We start from the raw sequence: 16,582 nt of genomic DNA, 5'->3' as shown, positions 1-16,582 counted from the left end.
TTCTACCTGCTAACCGCTCTTACTGTCTTTAATAGAAGAAGGATTTCATAGGCAATTGAAAAATTCTTTAGCTGGTTAAGGTTATATTCCATCTTCTTCGGCAAAATCTCTTCAACATAGACTTTGTCTGCATCATTTTCCTTTGATATGAATTTATCCTCATCTTTAAACATAATGCTCGCTTCTGATGTTACGCCAGCTGGAAGTAGCAAGGTTGCCATCATCTCATCTGTATATTTTTCAACATATTTAGGCACCTCAGGTCTTGTTCCGACAAAGGTCATCTCTCCTATCAAAATGTTGAAAAGCTGTGGTAATTCATCAAGGCGATATTTCCTCAGAGTTTTTCCTACCCTTGTTATCCTACTGTCTTCATTTCTCGTTACAAGTGAGCCTATCTTGTCAGCCCCCTCTACCATTGTACGAAATTTAAAAATCTTAAATTCCTTGCCATATTGCGTTATTCTGACCTGTCTATAAAATACGCTCCCGCCATCTTCTTTCTTGATTATTATGGATATAATTATCAAGACTGGCGATAGAATAAGTATTAATATTAGCGACATAATAACATCGAAGAGCCTCTTAAGCATCAAAGAAAACGATTTTTTTCTAAGCCCCTCATAATATATATGAACTTCGTCTTTTCTTAGATTTTCTGGAAGTTTTTCCCAATTCTTAATAATCAAGAGATTAAGCTCCTATTTTTAAGACAGGAAATAAATGTGTCTATAACATATCTATTTTCCTCATCTGTCATCTTTGAAAATATTGGTATCGAAATTAAATTTTTATATTGATTATATGAATTTGGATAATCTTTAATATCAAATCCCATATTCTTATATGCACTCATCATTGGTAGCGGTTTATAGTGAACATTGCAAGCAATGCCTCTTTCTGCCATATCGATTATTATCTGATTTCTATCTTCCTCGCTTGCTTTTGGTATTCTAACTAGGTATAGATGTCCTGTGGACTTCATAGGTTCTTCGTAATGCTTCATTAATTTTAACCCATGTTTTGAAAATGCCTCATCATAACGCTCGTTAAGCTCTTTTCTTCTTTGAAGCATTACCTCATATCTTTCAAGCTGTGCAAGCCCTATCGCCGCCTGAATATTGGTCATATTGCACTTATATGCGGGATATAATATGTCATATTCCCAAGCACCAGCCTTGTTCTTTGCAAGGGCATCCTTTGACTGACCATGTAGGGAGTACAATTGAAGTTCTCTATAAATATCTTCATCATTTATTCCATCAATGCTCCTCCATGTCAAAGCTCCTCCCTCTGCAGTTGTTAGATTTTTTACCGCATGAAAAGAAAATGACGAAAAATCTGCAATATTCCCTGCCTTTTTATTGCCTAAAGAAGCTCCGAATGAATGTGCCGAATCAGCTATTATTGCTATTCTGCCTAAAGCTCTTTGGATAGGGTTGTCTGACGGGGTGAAAGAATCCCTATTCTTTATTGCGATCTCATATAAGCTGTCATAATCAGCGATAATGCCACCGAGATCAACGGCAATGATCGCCTTGGTTCTTTCATTAATCATTGTGCCTAGCTGGCTCAAATCCATCTCGAAGCTATCTTCTGCCACATCACAGATTCTAAGTTTTGCTCCAACATGGACTACTGGACTTGCGGTAGCAGTATATGTATAAGCCGGAACTATTACCTCATCTCCCTCACCTATACCTAGAATCCTTAGTGCTCCCTCAAGTGAAGCAGTTGCGGAAGAAAGTGCTACTGCCTTACCCGTTCCAATATATTTAGATATTTCATCTTCAAATTCCTTTACTACCGGACCTGTTGTTATCCAGCCTGATTTAAGCACATCGGTTACTTTTTCAATTTCAAGCTCCCCAATATCCGGCGGAGAAAAAGGTATCTTCATCTTAAAACCCTCTGCTAATTTATATTTGAATTATGTGTATTGATATTTATGTATTGATATTAAATTTGCTTATATGAAAAATTATTATAATTATTTTTATATTTGTAAATGCTAATTTACAACCCACCAATTTTAACATCAAAATACTAAAAATTTGTGTAGTTTTTATAAACTATGCCTTAACTTGCTCATTTTGAATTTTATAAGTAGGACAAATTAATTTTATCTCTTTTCTAATATCTCTATCATCTTCTTTGGCGAGTTCAATTAATCTATCAAGCTTTCTGAAGAACTCCTCCTCATTTAATTCAATCGGCTTTCCTATGTGGATTAACTTGTTTTCTGTTTCCTTAAGCCCCTCTTCGTCCATGAGGAGCTCCTCATATAATTTTTCTCCCGGTCTAAGTCCAACTATGTCAATCTGAATATCCTTACCAGGTTCGTATCCTTTCATTTTAATCAAATTGCAAGCTAAATCGTATATCTTAACAGGTTCTCCCATGTCGAGTATAAATATTTCACCGCCCTTAGCCATCAAGCCGGCTTCAAGGACAAGAGAGACTGCCTCTGGAATTGTCATAAAAAACCTTGTTATCTCTCTATGCGTTAAGGTGACCGGTCCTCCCATTTCAATCTGCTTTAAGAAAAATGGAATAACCGATCCGTTGCTCCCAAGTACATTTCCAAATCTAACAGCCACATATTCAGTATCAGATTTTTTATTATATGATTGAACAATCATCTCGCATATTCTCTTTGATGCACCCATGACATTTGTTGGTCTAACAGCCTTGTCTGTCGATATTAGAACCATTCTTTTTACGCCATAAATGTCCGCAAGTTTAACTATGTTCAGAGTGCCCTTGCAATTGTTTTTAATTGCCTCATTAGGAGAATATTCCATAAGAGGAACATGTTTATGTGCTGCCGCATGGTAGATTATGTCAGGTTTATATTCAGAAAAGATGCTCTCAAGTCTGTCATAATCCCTTACAGAAGCGATTAATACCACCTTGTCAACTTCCGGATAGTATTTATCAAGCTCTCTTTCAAGTTCATATGTAGTGTTTTCATAAATATCGAGAATCAGAAGTTTTTTTGGCTTATTAGCGGCAATCTGTCTTGATAACTCAGAGCCAATACTTCCTCCTCCGCCTGTTACAAGAACCGTCTTGTCTTTAACAAAATCTTTTAGCTCTCTATTTGCAATAAGAACCGGCTCTCTACCAAGTAAATCCTCGTAACTAATATCTCTTATCGTTCTATATATTGAAGAAGTTAGGGTGTCAGCAATTGCAGGCATAATCTTAACCTTTGCCTTTGTTTCCTGACATATCTGAATAATATCTCTAATTTCGGACGGTTTTGCAGACGGGATCGCAATAATAATTTCATCTATTGCATATTTAAGCACATTTGCAGGAATCGTATCTCTCATGCCCACTATAGGGACATTGTGAATTAGCTTACCTTTTTTTGCTCTGTTGTCATCTATTATGCAGACAGCCTTTGAGTTGCCATAGCTTTCTCTCATCTCTTTAATGAGAATTGATGCCGCAGCACCCCCACCTATTATCATGAGCCTACGCCTATTGTCATTTTTGAGAAATCTATTCCTAAGCCTTCTCACGAATCTAATAGCTGCTCTAGAAGCACATAATAGAATTAAAAGGATCATCCAGTTAAATGGATAAAATGACCTGAACATTCTAATTCCAAAGATGGTCTTATAAATAATATATATTGCCTCTATGATGATGCTCGCTTTAAAGCAGTCTATCATTTCTTCAATGCTTGCAAATGCCCAGACCCTGTTATATAGCTTGTTAACTGCTATTACAGATAATGCTATCAATATATCGACAACCAGCCATGTCTTTGCTAGTTCAACATATTGATAATCTATGTTAAATAAACCGAACCTCCATACCATAGGCATGAATATACTTATGATGACTGTAATTACATCGGCTATTGCAAAACAAGCGATTCTAATATACTTTTTTCTTTTATTGGTCCCTTGCATTTTTTCAGCATCGGGATTTACATTGCTCATCATGAGTGCTCCTCTTATTTATTTCAGAATATCTTTTACAGCATCTACTATATCATCTGCTGTCATCTTGTACTTTTTTCTTAGTTCATCAGGTTTGCCCGATTCTCCAAATGTATCATGCTGACCTACGAAAGCCATCTTTGTCGGTAATTTTTGAGCTAAAACCTCAGCTACAGCACTGCCAAGTCCGCCTATTACGCTGTGCTCCTCTGCCGTAACTACTTTTCCTGTCTTTTTTGCTGAAGCGATTACAGCGTCTTCATCTAATGGCTTTATCGTATGAATATCAATAACCTCTGCATCAATATTCATTTCGCTCAGAATTTTTTCTGCCTTTATTGCACTGTCAACCATTATTCCTGTTGCCAAAATCGTTACATCTTTACCGCTTTTTATTATATTTGCCTTGCCTATTTCAATCGCATCATTTTCATCATAAATGACAGGAACTCCTGACCTTCCAAGCCTTATATATGCTGGTCCATTAAATTCCATTGATTTCCCAAGCAATTTTCTTGCACTTACAGCGTCTGCTGGATTTATTACGGTCATTTCCGGTAAAATTCTCATGAGTGATATATCCTCAAATGTCTGATGACTCGCACCGTCCTCTCCGACGGTAATTCCTGCATGGGTTGCACAAATTTTTACATCAAGACCATTAGCTGCAATTGAATTTCTAATTATCTCATATGCTCTTCCTGTGGCAAACATCGCAAATGAACTTGCACATACTGTATGCCCAGTTGCTGCAATTCCAGCGGCCTCTCCCATTAAATCCTGCTCTGATATTCCGGACTGAACAAATCTCTTTGGATACTTCTTTGCAAAAGCCTTGGTCTTGGTTGAACCCGAAAGGTCGGCATCCATAACTATGAGGTCTTCTTTCAAAAGTCCCTCATCTACTAAGAAATCGCTATACGCCTGCCTAGTAGCTATCTTTTCGCCTTTTTTATATTTACTCATGAATTTCACCTCCGAGCTCCTTCATTGCTTTTTTAAATTGTTCATCATCAGGTGCTTTTCCATGCCAGCCCGCTTCATTTTCCATAAAGCTGACTCCCTTGCCTTTTACAGTTTTTGCAATAATTACAACCGGACGATCAACGATTTTTCTTCCTGTAACAAGGGATTTTACTATATCCCTCATATCGTGACCATCTGTCATGATCGTATACCATCCGAATGTAGCAAATTTTTCATCTATAGGAGTGACCCTTTTTACATCATCAACTCTTCCATCAATTTGCAAACCATTCCAGTCTACGATTGCTACTAAATTTCCAAGCTTTCTATGAGCTGCGGACATGGCAGCTTCCCATACAATTCCTTCTTGAAGTTCGCCATCTCCTAGCATTACATATACATGGGCAGGATTGTCATCAATCTTTAAAGCTGTAGCCATTCCCACTGCTGCGGAGAAGCCCTGTCCCAATGAACCTGTTGACATATCAACTCCTGGAATGGATAGCATGCTTGGGTGCCCTTGAAAATCGCTATCAATTTTTCTAAGGCTCATCATTTCCTCTACTGGAAAAAATCCTCTCTCTCCAAGTGCCGCATAAAGGGCAGGAGCTGCATGACCTTTAGATAAAACAAATCTATCCCTTTCAGGCATATTTGGATTCTCAGGATCTATATTCATAACAGTCATATAAAGTGCTGAAAGAATGTCCGCCGAGCTAAGTGAACCTCCTGGGTGCCCTGAACCTGCCTCGTGAATTGCCTTTACCGAATTAATTCTAATATTTCGAGCGTGTTCTTCTAATTTCTCAATACTTAAATTTGCCACCTTGTACCTCCTGCTCATTATTTATTTAAATCCCTAGGAAAATCATAGCCATAAGGAAATATGTCAAAAGCGAAATCATATCAGTTATTGATGACATCATAGGACCTGCCATAAGTGCCGGATCTATACCGATTTTCTTTGCAAGCATCGGAAGCGAAGCTCCTATTAATTTTGCAATTATTACGACAAGCGTCATCGCACATGATACCGTTAGTGCAACTCCAATGCTATTATGATCTATAAAAATTATTCTTATCACATTTATTATGCTTACGCATATTCCAATTATTAAACCTATCCTCAGCTCTTTCCAAATAACCTTTATCCAGTCAGATGTATCAATGTCACCAGTCGCCATTCCACGAATTATCAGGGTTGACGACTGAGAGCCGGAATTACCTCCCGTACCCATCAGCATAGGCATATAGATTACAAGTGCGATTACCTTTGAAAGCGTTTGCTCAAAAGAAGATATAATTCCTCCTGTTATAAAGTATGAACACATGAGAAGCAAGAGCCAAGGAAGCCTCGCCTTAACATGACCCATTATGGAAATGTCTAGATATTCCCTATTATGAGTATCGATGACACCACCCATTCTCTCAATATCCTCTGTTGTTTCTTCTTCCATTACATCGAGAATATCGTCGATAGTAATTATACCAACAAGCCTTCTCTCATTATCTACTACCGGAACTGCAAGAAATCCATATCTTTTGAATATGTCTGCAACTTCTTCCTGATCATCATTAACATGGACATAGATAATATCTTCTCTCATTAGATCGGATACCTTCATATCATAGTCTGATATGACAAGGGTTCTAAGAGAAACTATCCCCTCGAGCTTTCTCCCCTTTTCGAGCACATAACAGGTATATATGGTTTCAGACTCAAGCCCAATCTCCTTGATATGGTCAAGTGCCTGCCTTACTGTCATATTTTTTCCGAGATTAATATAATCAGGTGTCATCAGCGAGCCTGCACTGTCTTCCTTATACATTAGGAAGGTGTTTATTAGCTTTCTTTCTGATGACGGAGTTTTTTCTAAAATTTTATCAACCAAATTAGAAGGCATCTCTTCTAGAATATCTATCTTATCGTCAAAGTCGAGCTCTTCTACGATATTTTTTATCTCTGCATCTGTAATGACATCTATTATTCCAAGCTGATTATCAACGCTAAATCTTGAAAAAACTTCGACGGCTGAATCCTTAGGAAGTGTCCTAAAAAGTATTACCGCCATCTGCATTCCGAAATCTCTGATAACATCCTCGAGGATTTCAGACATTTCAACTTCATCTCTTTTGAGGAGTTCATCTCTGCATTCAAAGTATTTATGTTCTTCAATCAGATTGAAGATTTTATTTTCGGAATCATCAAATTCCTTGCCCTGCTCGGCAATTGTATTTAAATTGTTTTCTTCCATGCAAGATTCCTCCTTTCTTTTCTTAAATAATCTCAGATTGGTTGATGTAAAAATCAATTATAGTACGCTATTACAATATGATTTTTAAATTAAATTATATTATACTATATTGTTTTCTTATTGTGAACTATAGAAGTTCCAACATCTCCATTATCTTTTCTTCCGTTATAATTTGGATTCCGAGTTCTCTAGCTTTCTTATTCTTAGACGAACCTGAGCTTGGGTTATTCGTTATGAGATAATCGGTATTATTGCTAACTGATGACGCAACCTTTCCTCCAGACTTTTCAATACTATCCTTTAGCTCTTTTCGATTTGAGAAATGCTCTAAGTCGCCCGTTATTACAAATGTTTTATTTTGAAGCTTATCCCCGGCTTCTTCATATTTTTCATCTATATTTAATTTTAAAACCAGCTTTTTAACCATATCTTTGTTTTCTTCATTTGAAAAAAACTTGGTAAAATCTTTAGCTATTACACTTCCTATGCCATCTATTTTGATTAGTTCATCTTCGCTTAGCGAAACAATCTCATTCCACTTGTTATGACAATATTTTGATATTAGCGATGATGTAGCATATCCAATGCCTGTTATTCCGAGTGCATATAATAGCCTTGCAGGTGAGGTGTTCCTTGATTTTTCTATCGAGTCCATAAGCTTTTCATATGATTTTTTGCCAAAGCCTTCGAGTGCCATTATCTCATCACCATATTTTTCAAGCTCATATATGTCTTTGAAGCTTTTTATATAACCATATCCCATAAATTTAAGAATAGTTTGCTCTGAGAGGCCCTCAATATTCATCGCCTCTCTAGAGACGAAATGAGTAAACCTTCCTGACATCTTGGCAGGACATTCCTCATTTAGGCACATCAGTATCTCGGTTTTTCCTGAAAATCTTAACTCCGTCTTTCCCTTGCAAATTGGACATTCTTTTGGAATTTCCAAATTACCGCTCCTTGTTAGATTATCTGCTATCTGCGGGATTATCATATTTGCCTTATATACGGTAATCGTATCTCCTATCCCAAGCTCAAGACTTTTAAGTATATTCACATTGTGAACCGAGGCTCTCTTGACTGTGGTTCCCTCAAGTTCAACCGGATCGAATAAGGCGACTGGGTTTAACAAGCCGGTCCTCGACGGGCTCCATTCAATCCGCCTGAGGACGGTCTCCTCGTTTTTGTCCTCCCACTTGAAGGCGATTGAATGCCTCGGGAACCTCGCGGTAGCCCCGAGGGTGCTCGCAAGCTCGAGGTCGTCAAGTGCGAGCACGAGCCCGTCTGACGGTATGATAAAGCCGGCTACCTTCTCTTCAAATTCCCCGACTTTATCAATTAGATTAAGTGCGTCGACACCTTCATATGGAACAATTTCAAAGCCTTGTTCGTCTAGCCATTTTAACTGATTTTCCTTGCTATTATTAAAATCTACGCCTTCTGACTTAGTTATTGCAAAGGCATAAAATCTGATATTCCTAGAAGCTGTCACCCTGCTATCGAGCTGCCTTAAGCTTCCGCTACATAAATTTCTCGGATTTTTATATTTTGCATCTGCTTCAGGAATCATGCTATTAATTTTATCAAAGTCGCTATATAAAATTACAGCTTCTCCCCTGATAGTGAGCTCTCCCTTATATGGTATGCTTAGTGGTAAATTTTTAAATGTTTTCGCATTATCTGTTACAACTTCTCCAACTTCGCCATCTCCCCTTGTAACCGCCTCGTAAAGGGAGCCATTTTTATATGTTATAATTACGGTAAGACCGTCAAGCTTCCATGAGAGGATTCCCTTATTACTTCCAAGCCAGCTAAGAAGCTCTTCCTTATTCTTAGTCTTATCTAGGCTAAGCATCTTAGTTCCATGTGCCTTCTTAGGTAGCTCCGAGCGAACGCTATATCCTACATTTCTTGTAGGGCTTGTTGCCATCACTATCCCCGTCTTTTTCTCAAGTTCCACTAATTCGTCATATAAGGCATCATATTCAAAATTACTCATAATTTCACTTGCTTCATCATAATATGCCCTTGACGCATTATTAAGAATAGAAATTAATTCTTCTAATCTCTTTTTGTCCTGATTATTTATATTCATATTGCTGCCCATGAATTCCCCTCATTTTTCTAATTTTTTTATTTCAGGTCTTGCTTCTTAATCTTGTATTCGAAGTTTAACAAGCCTCTTTTATGTTCTTCCTTAATATAAATTGTATATCAATTGTGTTTAAAATCTCCTGCACTTAATTGACTGCACTTAATCTGCCCTTACAATTTTCACAAATCCCTTGCCTATTTTTTTCTTGCCAAATTCGTCAAATTCTATTGTCATAGTTTTTTTATCTTGCACTTTAAGCACTCCTACTCCGAACTTTGGATGCCTTAACCTGTCACCTATTTCAAATTCTTCTTTCCCTCTTTCATTTATATTATCAGTCGCATTCCTTAGCACATCAAATGGCTTTCTAGAAATAGGATTTGAATATCCATCGCTCGTTCCATAATTTCTTCCCTTGAATTTATGACTTCCAAACATTCTTTCGCCCTCATCTTCATCATCAAAAAGAAGTGCCGGCTTATTTGTCCCAAACAATTTTTTATCCATCTCTCCTAGGAACATCGATTCCCTCGTATAATCGGTTTTTCCATATAACATTCTCATTGTGGCGGAGGTAAGATATAAAATTTTCTTCGCCCTTGTAATTCCAACATAACAAAGCCTTCTCTCTTCCTCTAATTTCTCCCTGTCATCAAAGGCTGCTACCCCTGGAAAAATCCCGTCCTCCATTCCAGGCATGAATACAACCTTAAATTCGAGTCCCTTTGCACTGTGCATTGTCATTAGAGATACGGCGTCCTCATCGCTATTCTTATTATCTATATCAGACATCAGCGTTATGTTTTCAAGAAAATGTCCTAGCTCAGTATTCTCTTCTAATTCAAATCCGCTTTCAATTAATTCTTTTCTTTCTTTTTCTACTTCCTCCTCGAGAGAAGATATTTCTCCCATTCTCAAATTATTTTCAAATTCTTCAATAACGGACTTAAATTCCATAATATTCTCAATTCTAGTATCCGCTTCAACCGTATCCGCATTCTCAAGTGCTGTAAGATAACCGCTCCTCTTTAGAATATTGTCATATAAATCCGAAATTCTCATATTATCTATTTCATTTGAACAATCCTCTATCATCTGCACCAGATTTCTCAGTGCGGACCCCGCCTTTTTAGGAATGTATTCATACGCCGTCCCTGCTCTAAGTAGTTCAAAAATGCTAATCCCTTGATTAGACGCCTCCTCAGTTAAGATGCCAAGAGTCTTAGGTCCTATTCCCCTCTTTGGTTCATTTATAATCCTGAGCATCGAATTATCGTCATCTTGATTGTCGACAAGCCTCATATATGCCATTACATCTTTGACTTCTTTTCTATCATAATATCTCATTCCTCCTACAACCCTATAAGGGATGCCCCTGAATGAAAATTTTTCTTCAAAAGCTCTAGACTGTGCGTTTTTCCTATAAAGTATTGCAATATCGCTAAAATCAGTTCCCTCTTTTTTTAATCTCTCTATCTCTGTTCCAATATAATATGCTTCAAGTTTTTCATCTCCGCATCTCTTGTACTCTATCTTTGATCCATCGCTCTTTTCTGTCCAAAGCTTCTTTTTCTTTCTCCTTGAATTATTTTTTATTATAGAATTTGCAAGGGACAGAATATTTCCATCGGAGCGGTAATTTTGTTCGAGCCTTATTGTTTTAACGCTTGGAAAATCCTTTTCAAAATCAAGGATATTTCTTATATCAGCTCCTCTCCACTGATATATGCACTGGTCATCATCGCCTACGACGCAAAGGTTGTCATAACCACCAGATAGGTACTTTACTAATTTATACTGCAAAAAATTTGTATCCTGATATTCGTCAACCATGACATATTTAAATCTATCCTGATAGAATTTGAGGACGCTTTCATCTTTTTCAAGCAATTTAACCCCATTCAAAAGCAGGTCATCAAAGTCCATAGCATTATTAGAGATGAGTTCGTCCATGTATTCTCTATAAATATTATAAATAGTTTCTGCTCTGAAATCGCCTGAATTTAGCTCATAATATTTCTCAGGATCTTCTTCCGCTTCCTTGCACTTGCTTATGGTATTCATGATAAGGCTCACAGGATAATTTTTGTCATTGATATTTAGCTTCTTTATTATTCTCTTTATAAGGCTCTTTTTGTCAGATTCATCATAGATGGTAAATCCCTTTTTATATCCCAAAACCTCTGCATGATACCTCAAAATTCTAAGGCACATCGCATGAAAGGTCATTATCCAAAGCCCCCTCGTATCAGGTGTTAATTTTTCAACCCTTTGACGCATTTCAGCAGCCGCCTTATTGGTAAAAGTGACGGCTAAAATGTTATATGGGTCAGTTCCCTTCTCAATAATATTTGCAATCCTATGGGTCATCGCCATCGTCTTGCCACTTCCTGCTCCTGCTAGTATTAATAATGGTCCCTCTGTATGTTCAACTGCCTCTAGCTGCTCTTTGTTTAATCTGCTCTTATCCATTCCCTCTCCACTGTTCTTCTATTTATATTTTTATTTATATTTTTATTTATATTTTTTATCCTAATTTCACTTCTTAGTGCTCTTTATAACCTGTTAATGCTCTTTTATTAAAATAATTATTCCCTTTATTTTTTATAGAAATATTTTAACATAAAAGCTAGGTTGCTACCATGAAGCCTTGCTAATTATTTATATTAAAACACTTAAAAAGGGAGCTATCAAAGCTCCCAAATTCTCTATCTTCTCTAACTTAATACTCGTCACATGATATAAATTCGCTTATTTTATATTTTACATTTTTTATTGCATTATAATATAAATTGTAAAGCTATCTCACGCACCAAGTCTTTATATTAACCAATTATTTATCGCCTTTTTTCTTCTTGATAATTAGAATTAGGCTAATCAAGATAATCGCTAAAATTACAATTGAAATATAAATTGCAGTATGCGAGTTATCTCCTGTCAATGGTGAAATCTTTCCTCCCTTGTTTCCTGATGCATCCCCAGTTTTATTAATTTTTTTCCACTTAGCTACAAATGTGACATCACCAGTAAGCTTATATGATTCACCAGCCTTGAACTGCTTGCCATCGCTTTCCCAGTATAAGAACTCATATCCGTCACGCTTAGGAGCATCTATAAGTTTAATTTCATCATTAACCTTATGTTCTGCAACGGCTTTCCCTTTGCCATCAGGAAATTTACCGCCATTACCATCATAGGTAATAACTCTATAATCATTTTTATAATTTACATCGTAATTATTTAAAAGGCTCTCTCTAATCAGCGTTTCATGCTTTACATCTGAATCCTTGCTATATTTTAAATTTTCAAATTCTTTATAATTGGTAGGTGGATTGAACTTCCCTGCACCAGCCTTATTACCTCTAAATAGCGTAGTTTCGTCAGTTGCAAGATTCTTATAAGCCTTGCTATCAGTTATCTTTATCTCATATTCGTAAGGCTCTATATAAATTGCTCCACCACAAGCTACCTTTGCAGTATTTGACTTGAACTTAGTATTTTCAGATATGTTTAAGCTTATGCTGTCCTTAGCTCCTTTTATACTTCCATCATCATCTGCATCATAGCCCTCGGCATAAATTGCTCCGCCGGAGCCAAATGCAGTATTTCCCTCATAATTGGTATTTTTAATCTTCGTATTGCCATCTAGAATATACAAAGCACCACCGCAGCCTGAAGAATGTGGGTCCTTTTGATTATCCTGAGGATTAACATCAGCAAAATTATTAACGAAGTTAGAATTATTTATCTCTGTAGGAAAAGCTGTGAAAACTCCTGCTCCAAGAAGTCCCTTGTTTTCTATTATTTTAACCTCGTCTAGCTTCATCGCTGTATTTGCAATATCAATATTTGCACTGCTTGAACTCGATATAGCACCGCCATAAGCACCTTCATTATTTTTAAATTCGGATTTGCTTATTTCCATCTTTGAATTTTTATCTTGATAGATTGCTCCGCCGAACTTAGCTAAGCTTTCCTTAAACTCGCTTTCCTTTATATTGCAAGTAATATTATTTTCTTCTGAAATATATATAGCTCCTCCCTTACGATTTGCTACATTCTTTTCAAATGACGAATTATTTACATCGGCATCGGATACAAGATATATTGCTCCGCCGGATATACTTGCCTTGTTTTCTCCAAAGGTGTTATTTGATGAAACTAATTTCTTCTTTGAGAAAATAGCACCGCCATAAGCGGCTTTATTTTTATTAAATTTCGTATTGCTTACATCAATTTCGCTCCAATTTAATATTGCACCACCCTGACTGGCACTATTCCCCTCAAATATTGCATTCTCTATACTAGTATTTGCCTTCTTAAAGCTAGCAATTGCACCGCCATAAGTGGCTTTGTTATTTTCAAATCTTCCACCTTTTATATTAAGATTACCCCAAGTGCCTATAACTCCGCCATACTTATTACAGGAGTTGTTTCTAAAAATACCGCCATTTACATTTATTGTTGTTTCTTCGCTATTAGCCTCGAAGACACCACCATTCTTTTTTCCTATGTTATTCTCAACAATTACACCGTCCTCAATATTTAATATCGAATTTCCTGACATATATATTGCAGGACCATCAAGCTTTTCTTCATCAAGGAAATTTCTAAAAATAGTTCCTTTGTCAAAGGTCAAATTACCATTTTCAGCAATGAAAAATGCTTGACCATCATTATTTCCATCAAGGATTACATTTTGAACAATTATTTTGCAATTTTTATATAGAGTGCAATAATCTCTATAACCTTTTCTTCTAAGCGTATACTGATTATTTCCTGAAGAACGCAATAGGATACTTACCTCGCTCTTGCCCAATGTCATCTCATCTTCAGGAATATCATAATCCCTATTCATTGTGATTACATACTGATTGGACAAGTCCTCCTGTTTGCAATTTTTCATCGCATCATAGAAGGTGTCATATTCTCCAACTACTAGCCCATCTCCTGTGCTTCCTGCAGGTCTTTTAGTAAGGGTAAATGTCTTAACTCCATTAGCCTGCGGACTTCTTGCAATTTCCATATTATCATTTGCCATGATATTTGTTGGCAAGATTAGAATCCCTATCATAAATAGAGAAATGATTATTGCACTAAATCTTTTCATCCTTATTCTCCTTTTTTCATTAGTTCTTAGTCTTTATTGGTTTAGATTTTTATTATTTATAATTACTTATTAATATCCCTTTTTTTAGCTTTTATTAGCAATCCTGTCATAAAACCTGTCAATGTTATTATAAATATTAAATTTTCATTATCTCCCGTTTGTGGATTGCTACCCTTATTGGTTTCGCCTTTGCCATGTGTATCTGGTTTTATTGGTTCATCAGGCTTTAATGGCGTGGATGGCTCATCAGGCTTACCTGGAGCAGGAGGATTTTCTGGTTTTGGTTCTTCCGGTTTTGGATCTTCTGGTTTTGGATTTTCTCCTTTTTTCTTATTTGCTATAAATATGCTATTTGCCTTATAGCTAATTGTTACCAAGGTATCCTCGTTAATAATCTCATATCCCCTAGGAGCATCTATCTCATGGAATATATAATATCCTTTATCAAGTTTCAGCTTTATTTTATTTCCATCTTTCGTTAACTTTCCATCCTTATCAGTTATTAGATTTTCGAGCGAGATGTCCTCTTTGTTCTTTGCTATTTCTATTTTGTTACCCTGTGCATCTCCTTTATAAATTGTGAATTTTGCACCACCTAATGGCTTGTTGTTTAGTGCGTTTCCATTTTCATCGGCTTCTACTTTTGTAAATTCAAGCTCTGGTATTTTAACATCTGCACCAATTGTTCCAGGCTTAACATCGTTTTCAATAGGTTTTTCAGGAGAGCCCCAATCATTTGTTTTTGTTTTTTCACTCTTTATTGGTACGCATTTTTCATCATCAGGATCGCAGGTTGGTATCTCATCTGCATAATATGTTGCAAAATTCTTATATACCGGATTGCCAGCAGAATTAAGCTTTGGTGAAGGATTCTTTATCCTCATCTTATACACAAGGGTTATATGTCCACCTTTTTCTAAATAATTGCTCTTATAATCGGTTATTGTTACCTTAAATCCCTTTCCAACTTTTTTATATAATCCGCCTGCCTCATCTATTTTCTTTTGTTCTTCATCTGTAAGCTTAGCTCCAAGTGGTTTTTCAAACAAAATATTCTTTGGAACCGATGCATTTTCCATGCTATCTATGTTTCCGCCTTTGACATCATCTCTTTTGAATGTTAGCGTTTTTTCTTCCCATTCAGGTACTCTTATATCATTAGCTAAAACTGGTTCCTTTGCTACATAGTAAACATCATAAGCCTTAACCTTAGTTCCATTGTCATTATATTGATAATCGGTGAATTTAGAATTAGGATCGGTATTATAATTGCTAAATATTCTTTTGGTAAGCTGTCCTGAGTTTTCGCCATCTGCTACATATAGGTATCCCTCAAATCCAAGATTAACATCAGGTGCATCATAAATGACATATTCGTTTGGAGAACGAAGCTCTGTATCAATATTTATATTATATAAGAAGTATCCATCTCCAAGCTCACCTTCTCTATTATATACTCCATTGGTTTTTCCAAATTTCTGATGAGCTGTGCCTGGCTTGGGCTTTTTTACTATATATTCTAATACCTTACCTTCTACATCTTTGCCATTTATCTGTAACTTATATTTAAATGTCACCTCATTTTCATTAGGATTTTTCTTGAAATATTCTGTTATCTTTGTATTTCTATATATAAAAGGCAATTTCATATTGGCATCAAATTCCACATCTTCTCCTATAAAGGTAAAATCTGCTCCATGCCTTCCCGTCATATCAATGTCCGCAACTTTTTCAGGGGGATTTTTACTATTATCAACTAACTCATTTAATATAGATGTATTATAATCCATATAAATGAAATCCTTGTTGCTGTCTACTGGCACAATTTCTATCTTTAGCTTATCTCCTCTTTTTATGGGGGTTTTCATTGTATTTCTATCGTAAGATAATCTTATATTTAAACTATCTCCGTTAAACTCCCTAGGACTTTTCCCAAAGTGATCTTCTCCGCCACTAATCATCTCCACGCTTTTAACTATTGGACATAGATCATTCGAGTTTTCATCAACTGGAGCCGCAATTATAGGCGTTATAAATGTACCTAATATCATTGCCACCGTTATAAATAAGCTAAATTTTCTCATCTTCATCTTAATAAGCCTCCATATTGAATGTTTTTTATATAAAAGTTTGTTTAAAAATTATACAAATAAAAAATCTCCTCTAGTAAGGAGATTAAATGCCAATGCCAAAAAGAGCG

At 36.2% G+C, this 16,582-nt stretch carries 10 protein-coding genes; all 10 read right to left on the bottom strand.

All coding sequences use genetic code 11. The annotated features are described in order from the left end of the window. Positions 1–2: 2 nt before the first annotated feature. The 10 genes from BQ5371_RS00190 to BQ5371_RS00145 all read right to left on the bottom strand — a co-directional run bounded on the left by BQ5371_RS00190 (position 3) and on the right by BQ5371_RS00145 (position 16,472). Positions 3–689, bottom strand: a complete 687-nt coding sequence (locus tag BQ5371_RS00190) for a sugar transferase (protein WP_331462924.1) — start codon at positions 687–689, stop codon at positions 3–5. After that, on the bottom strand, positions 686–1,900 hold the full coding sequence (locus BQ5371_RS00185) for a DegT/DnrJ/EryC1/StrS family aminotransferase (RefSeq protein ID WP_071131981.1): 1,215 nt from the start codon (positions 1,898–1,900) through the stop codon (positions 686–688). Before BQ5371_RS00185 ends, BQ5371_RS00190 begins: the two co-directional genes overlap by 4 nt. A 172-nt stretch (positions 1,901–2,072) precedes the next feature. Further along, positions 2,073–3,959 (bottom strand): polysaccharide biosynthesis protein, encoded by a 1,887-nt coding sequence (locus BQ5371_RS00180; protein ID WP_235821155.1) that lies wholly within the window; start codon positions 3,957–3,959, stop codon positions 2,073–2,075. Between the two features lie 15 nt (positions 3,960–3,974). Continuing rightward, the gene (locus BQ5371_RS00175) at positions 3,975–4,922 is read right to left on the bottom strand and encodes a transketolase family protein (RefSeq protein WP_071131980.1); all 948 of its coding nucleotides are present in this window, start codon (positions 4,920–4,922) and stop codon (positions 3,975–3,977) included. After that, positions 4,915–5,748 (bottom strand): transketolase, encoded by an 834-nt coding sequence (locus BQ5371_RS00170; protein WP_235821154.1) that lies wholly within the window; start codon positions 5,746–5,748, stop codon positions 4,915–4,917. Before BQ5371_RS00170 ends, BQ5371_RS00175 begins: the two co-directional genes overlap by 8 nt. Positions 5,749–5,773: 25 nt before the next feature. Continuing rightward, positions 5,774–7,177 (bottom strand): magnesium transporter, encoded by a 1,404-nt coding sequence (gene mgtE / locus BQ5371_RS00165; RefSeq protein WP_083377351.1) that lies wholly within the window; start codon positions 7,175–7,177, stop codon positions 5,774–5,776. Between the two features lie 127 nt (positions 7,178–7,304). Beyond that, a complete protein-coding gene (ligA, locus tag BQ5371_RS00160) occupies positions 7,305–9,284 on the bottom strand; it encodes an NAD-dependent DNA ligase LigA (protein ID WP_235821153.1) in 1,980 nt (659 codons plus the stop codon). Positions 9,285–9,431: 147 nt separating this feature from the next. Then, a complete protein-coding gene (locus BQ5371_RS00155; RefSeq protein ID WP_071131978.1) occupies positions 9,432–11,744 on the bottom strand; it encodes an ATP-dependent helicase in 2,313 nt (770 codons plus the stop codon). A 361-nt stretch (positions 11,745–12,105) separates the two neighbouring features. Then, complete coding sequence (locus BQ5371_RS00150; protein WP_071131977.1) at positions 12,106–14,382, bottom strand: InlB B-repeat-containing protein; 2,277 nt, start codon at positions 14,380–14,382, stop codon at positions 12,106–12,108. Between the two features lie 62 nt (positions 14,383–14,444). Beyond that, positions 14,445–16,472, bottom strand: coding sequence for a SpaA isopeptide-forming pilin-related protein (locus BQ5371_RS00145; RefSeq protein WP_071131976.1), 2,028 nt, complete (start codon positions 16,470–16,472; stop codon positions 14,445–14,447). Positions 16,473–16,582 lie beyond the last annotated feature (110 nt).

The sequence above is a fragment of the Alterileibacterium massiliense genome, assembly GCF_900104645.1.
Taxonomy (GTDB): Bacteria; Bacillota; Clostridia; order Peptostreptococcales; family Anaerovoracaceae; genus Alterileibacterium; species Alterileibacterium massiliense.
Note: the sequence above shows the minus strand (reverse complement) of the source record. Positions and strands in the feature narration are given on the sequence as shown.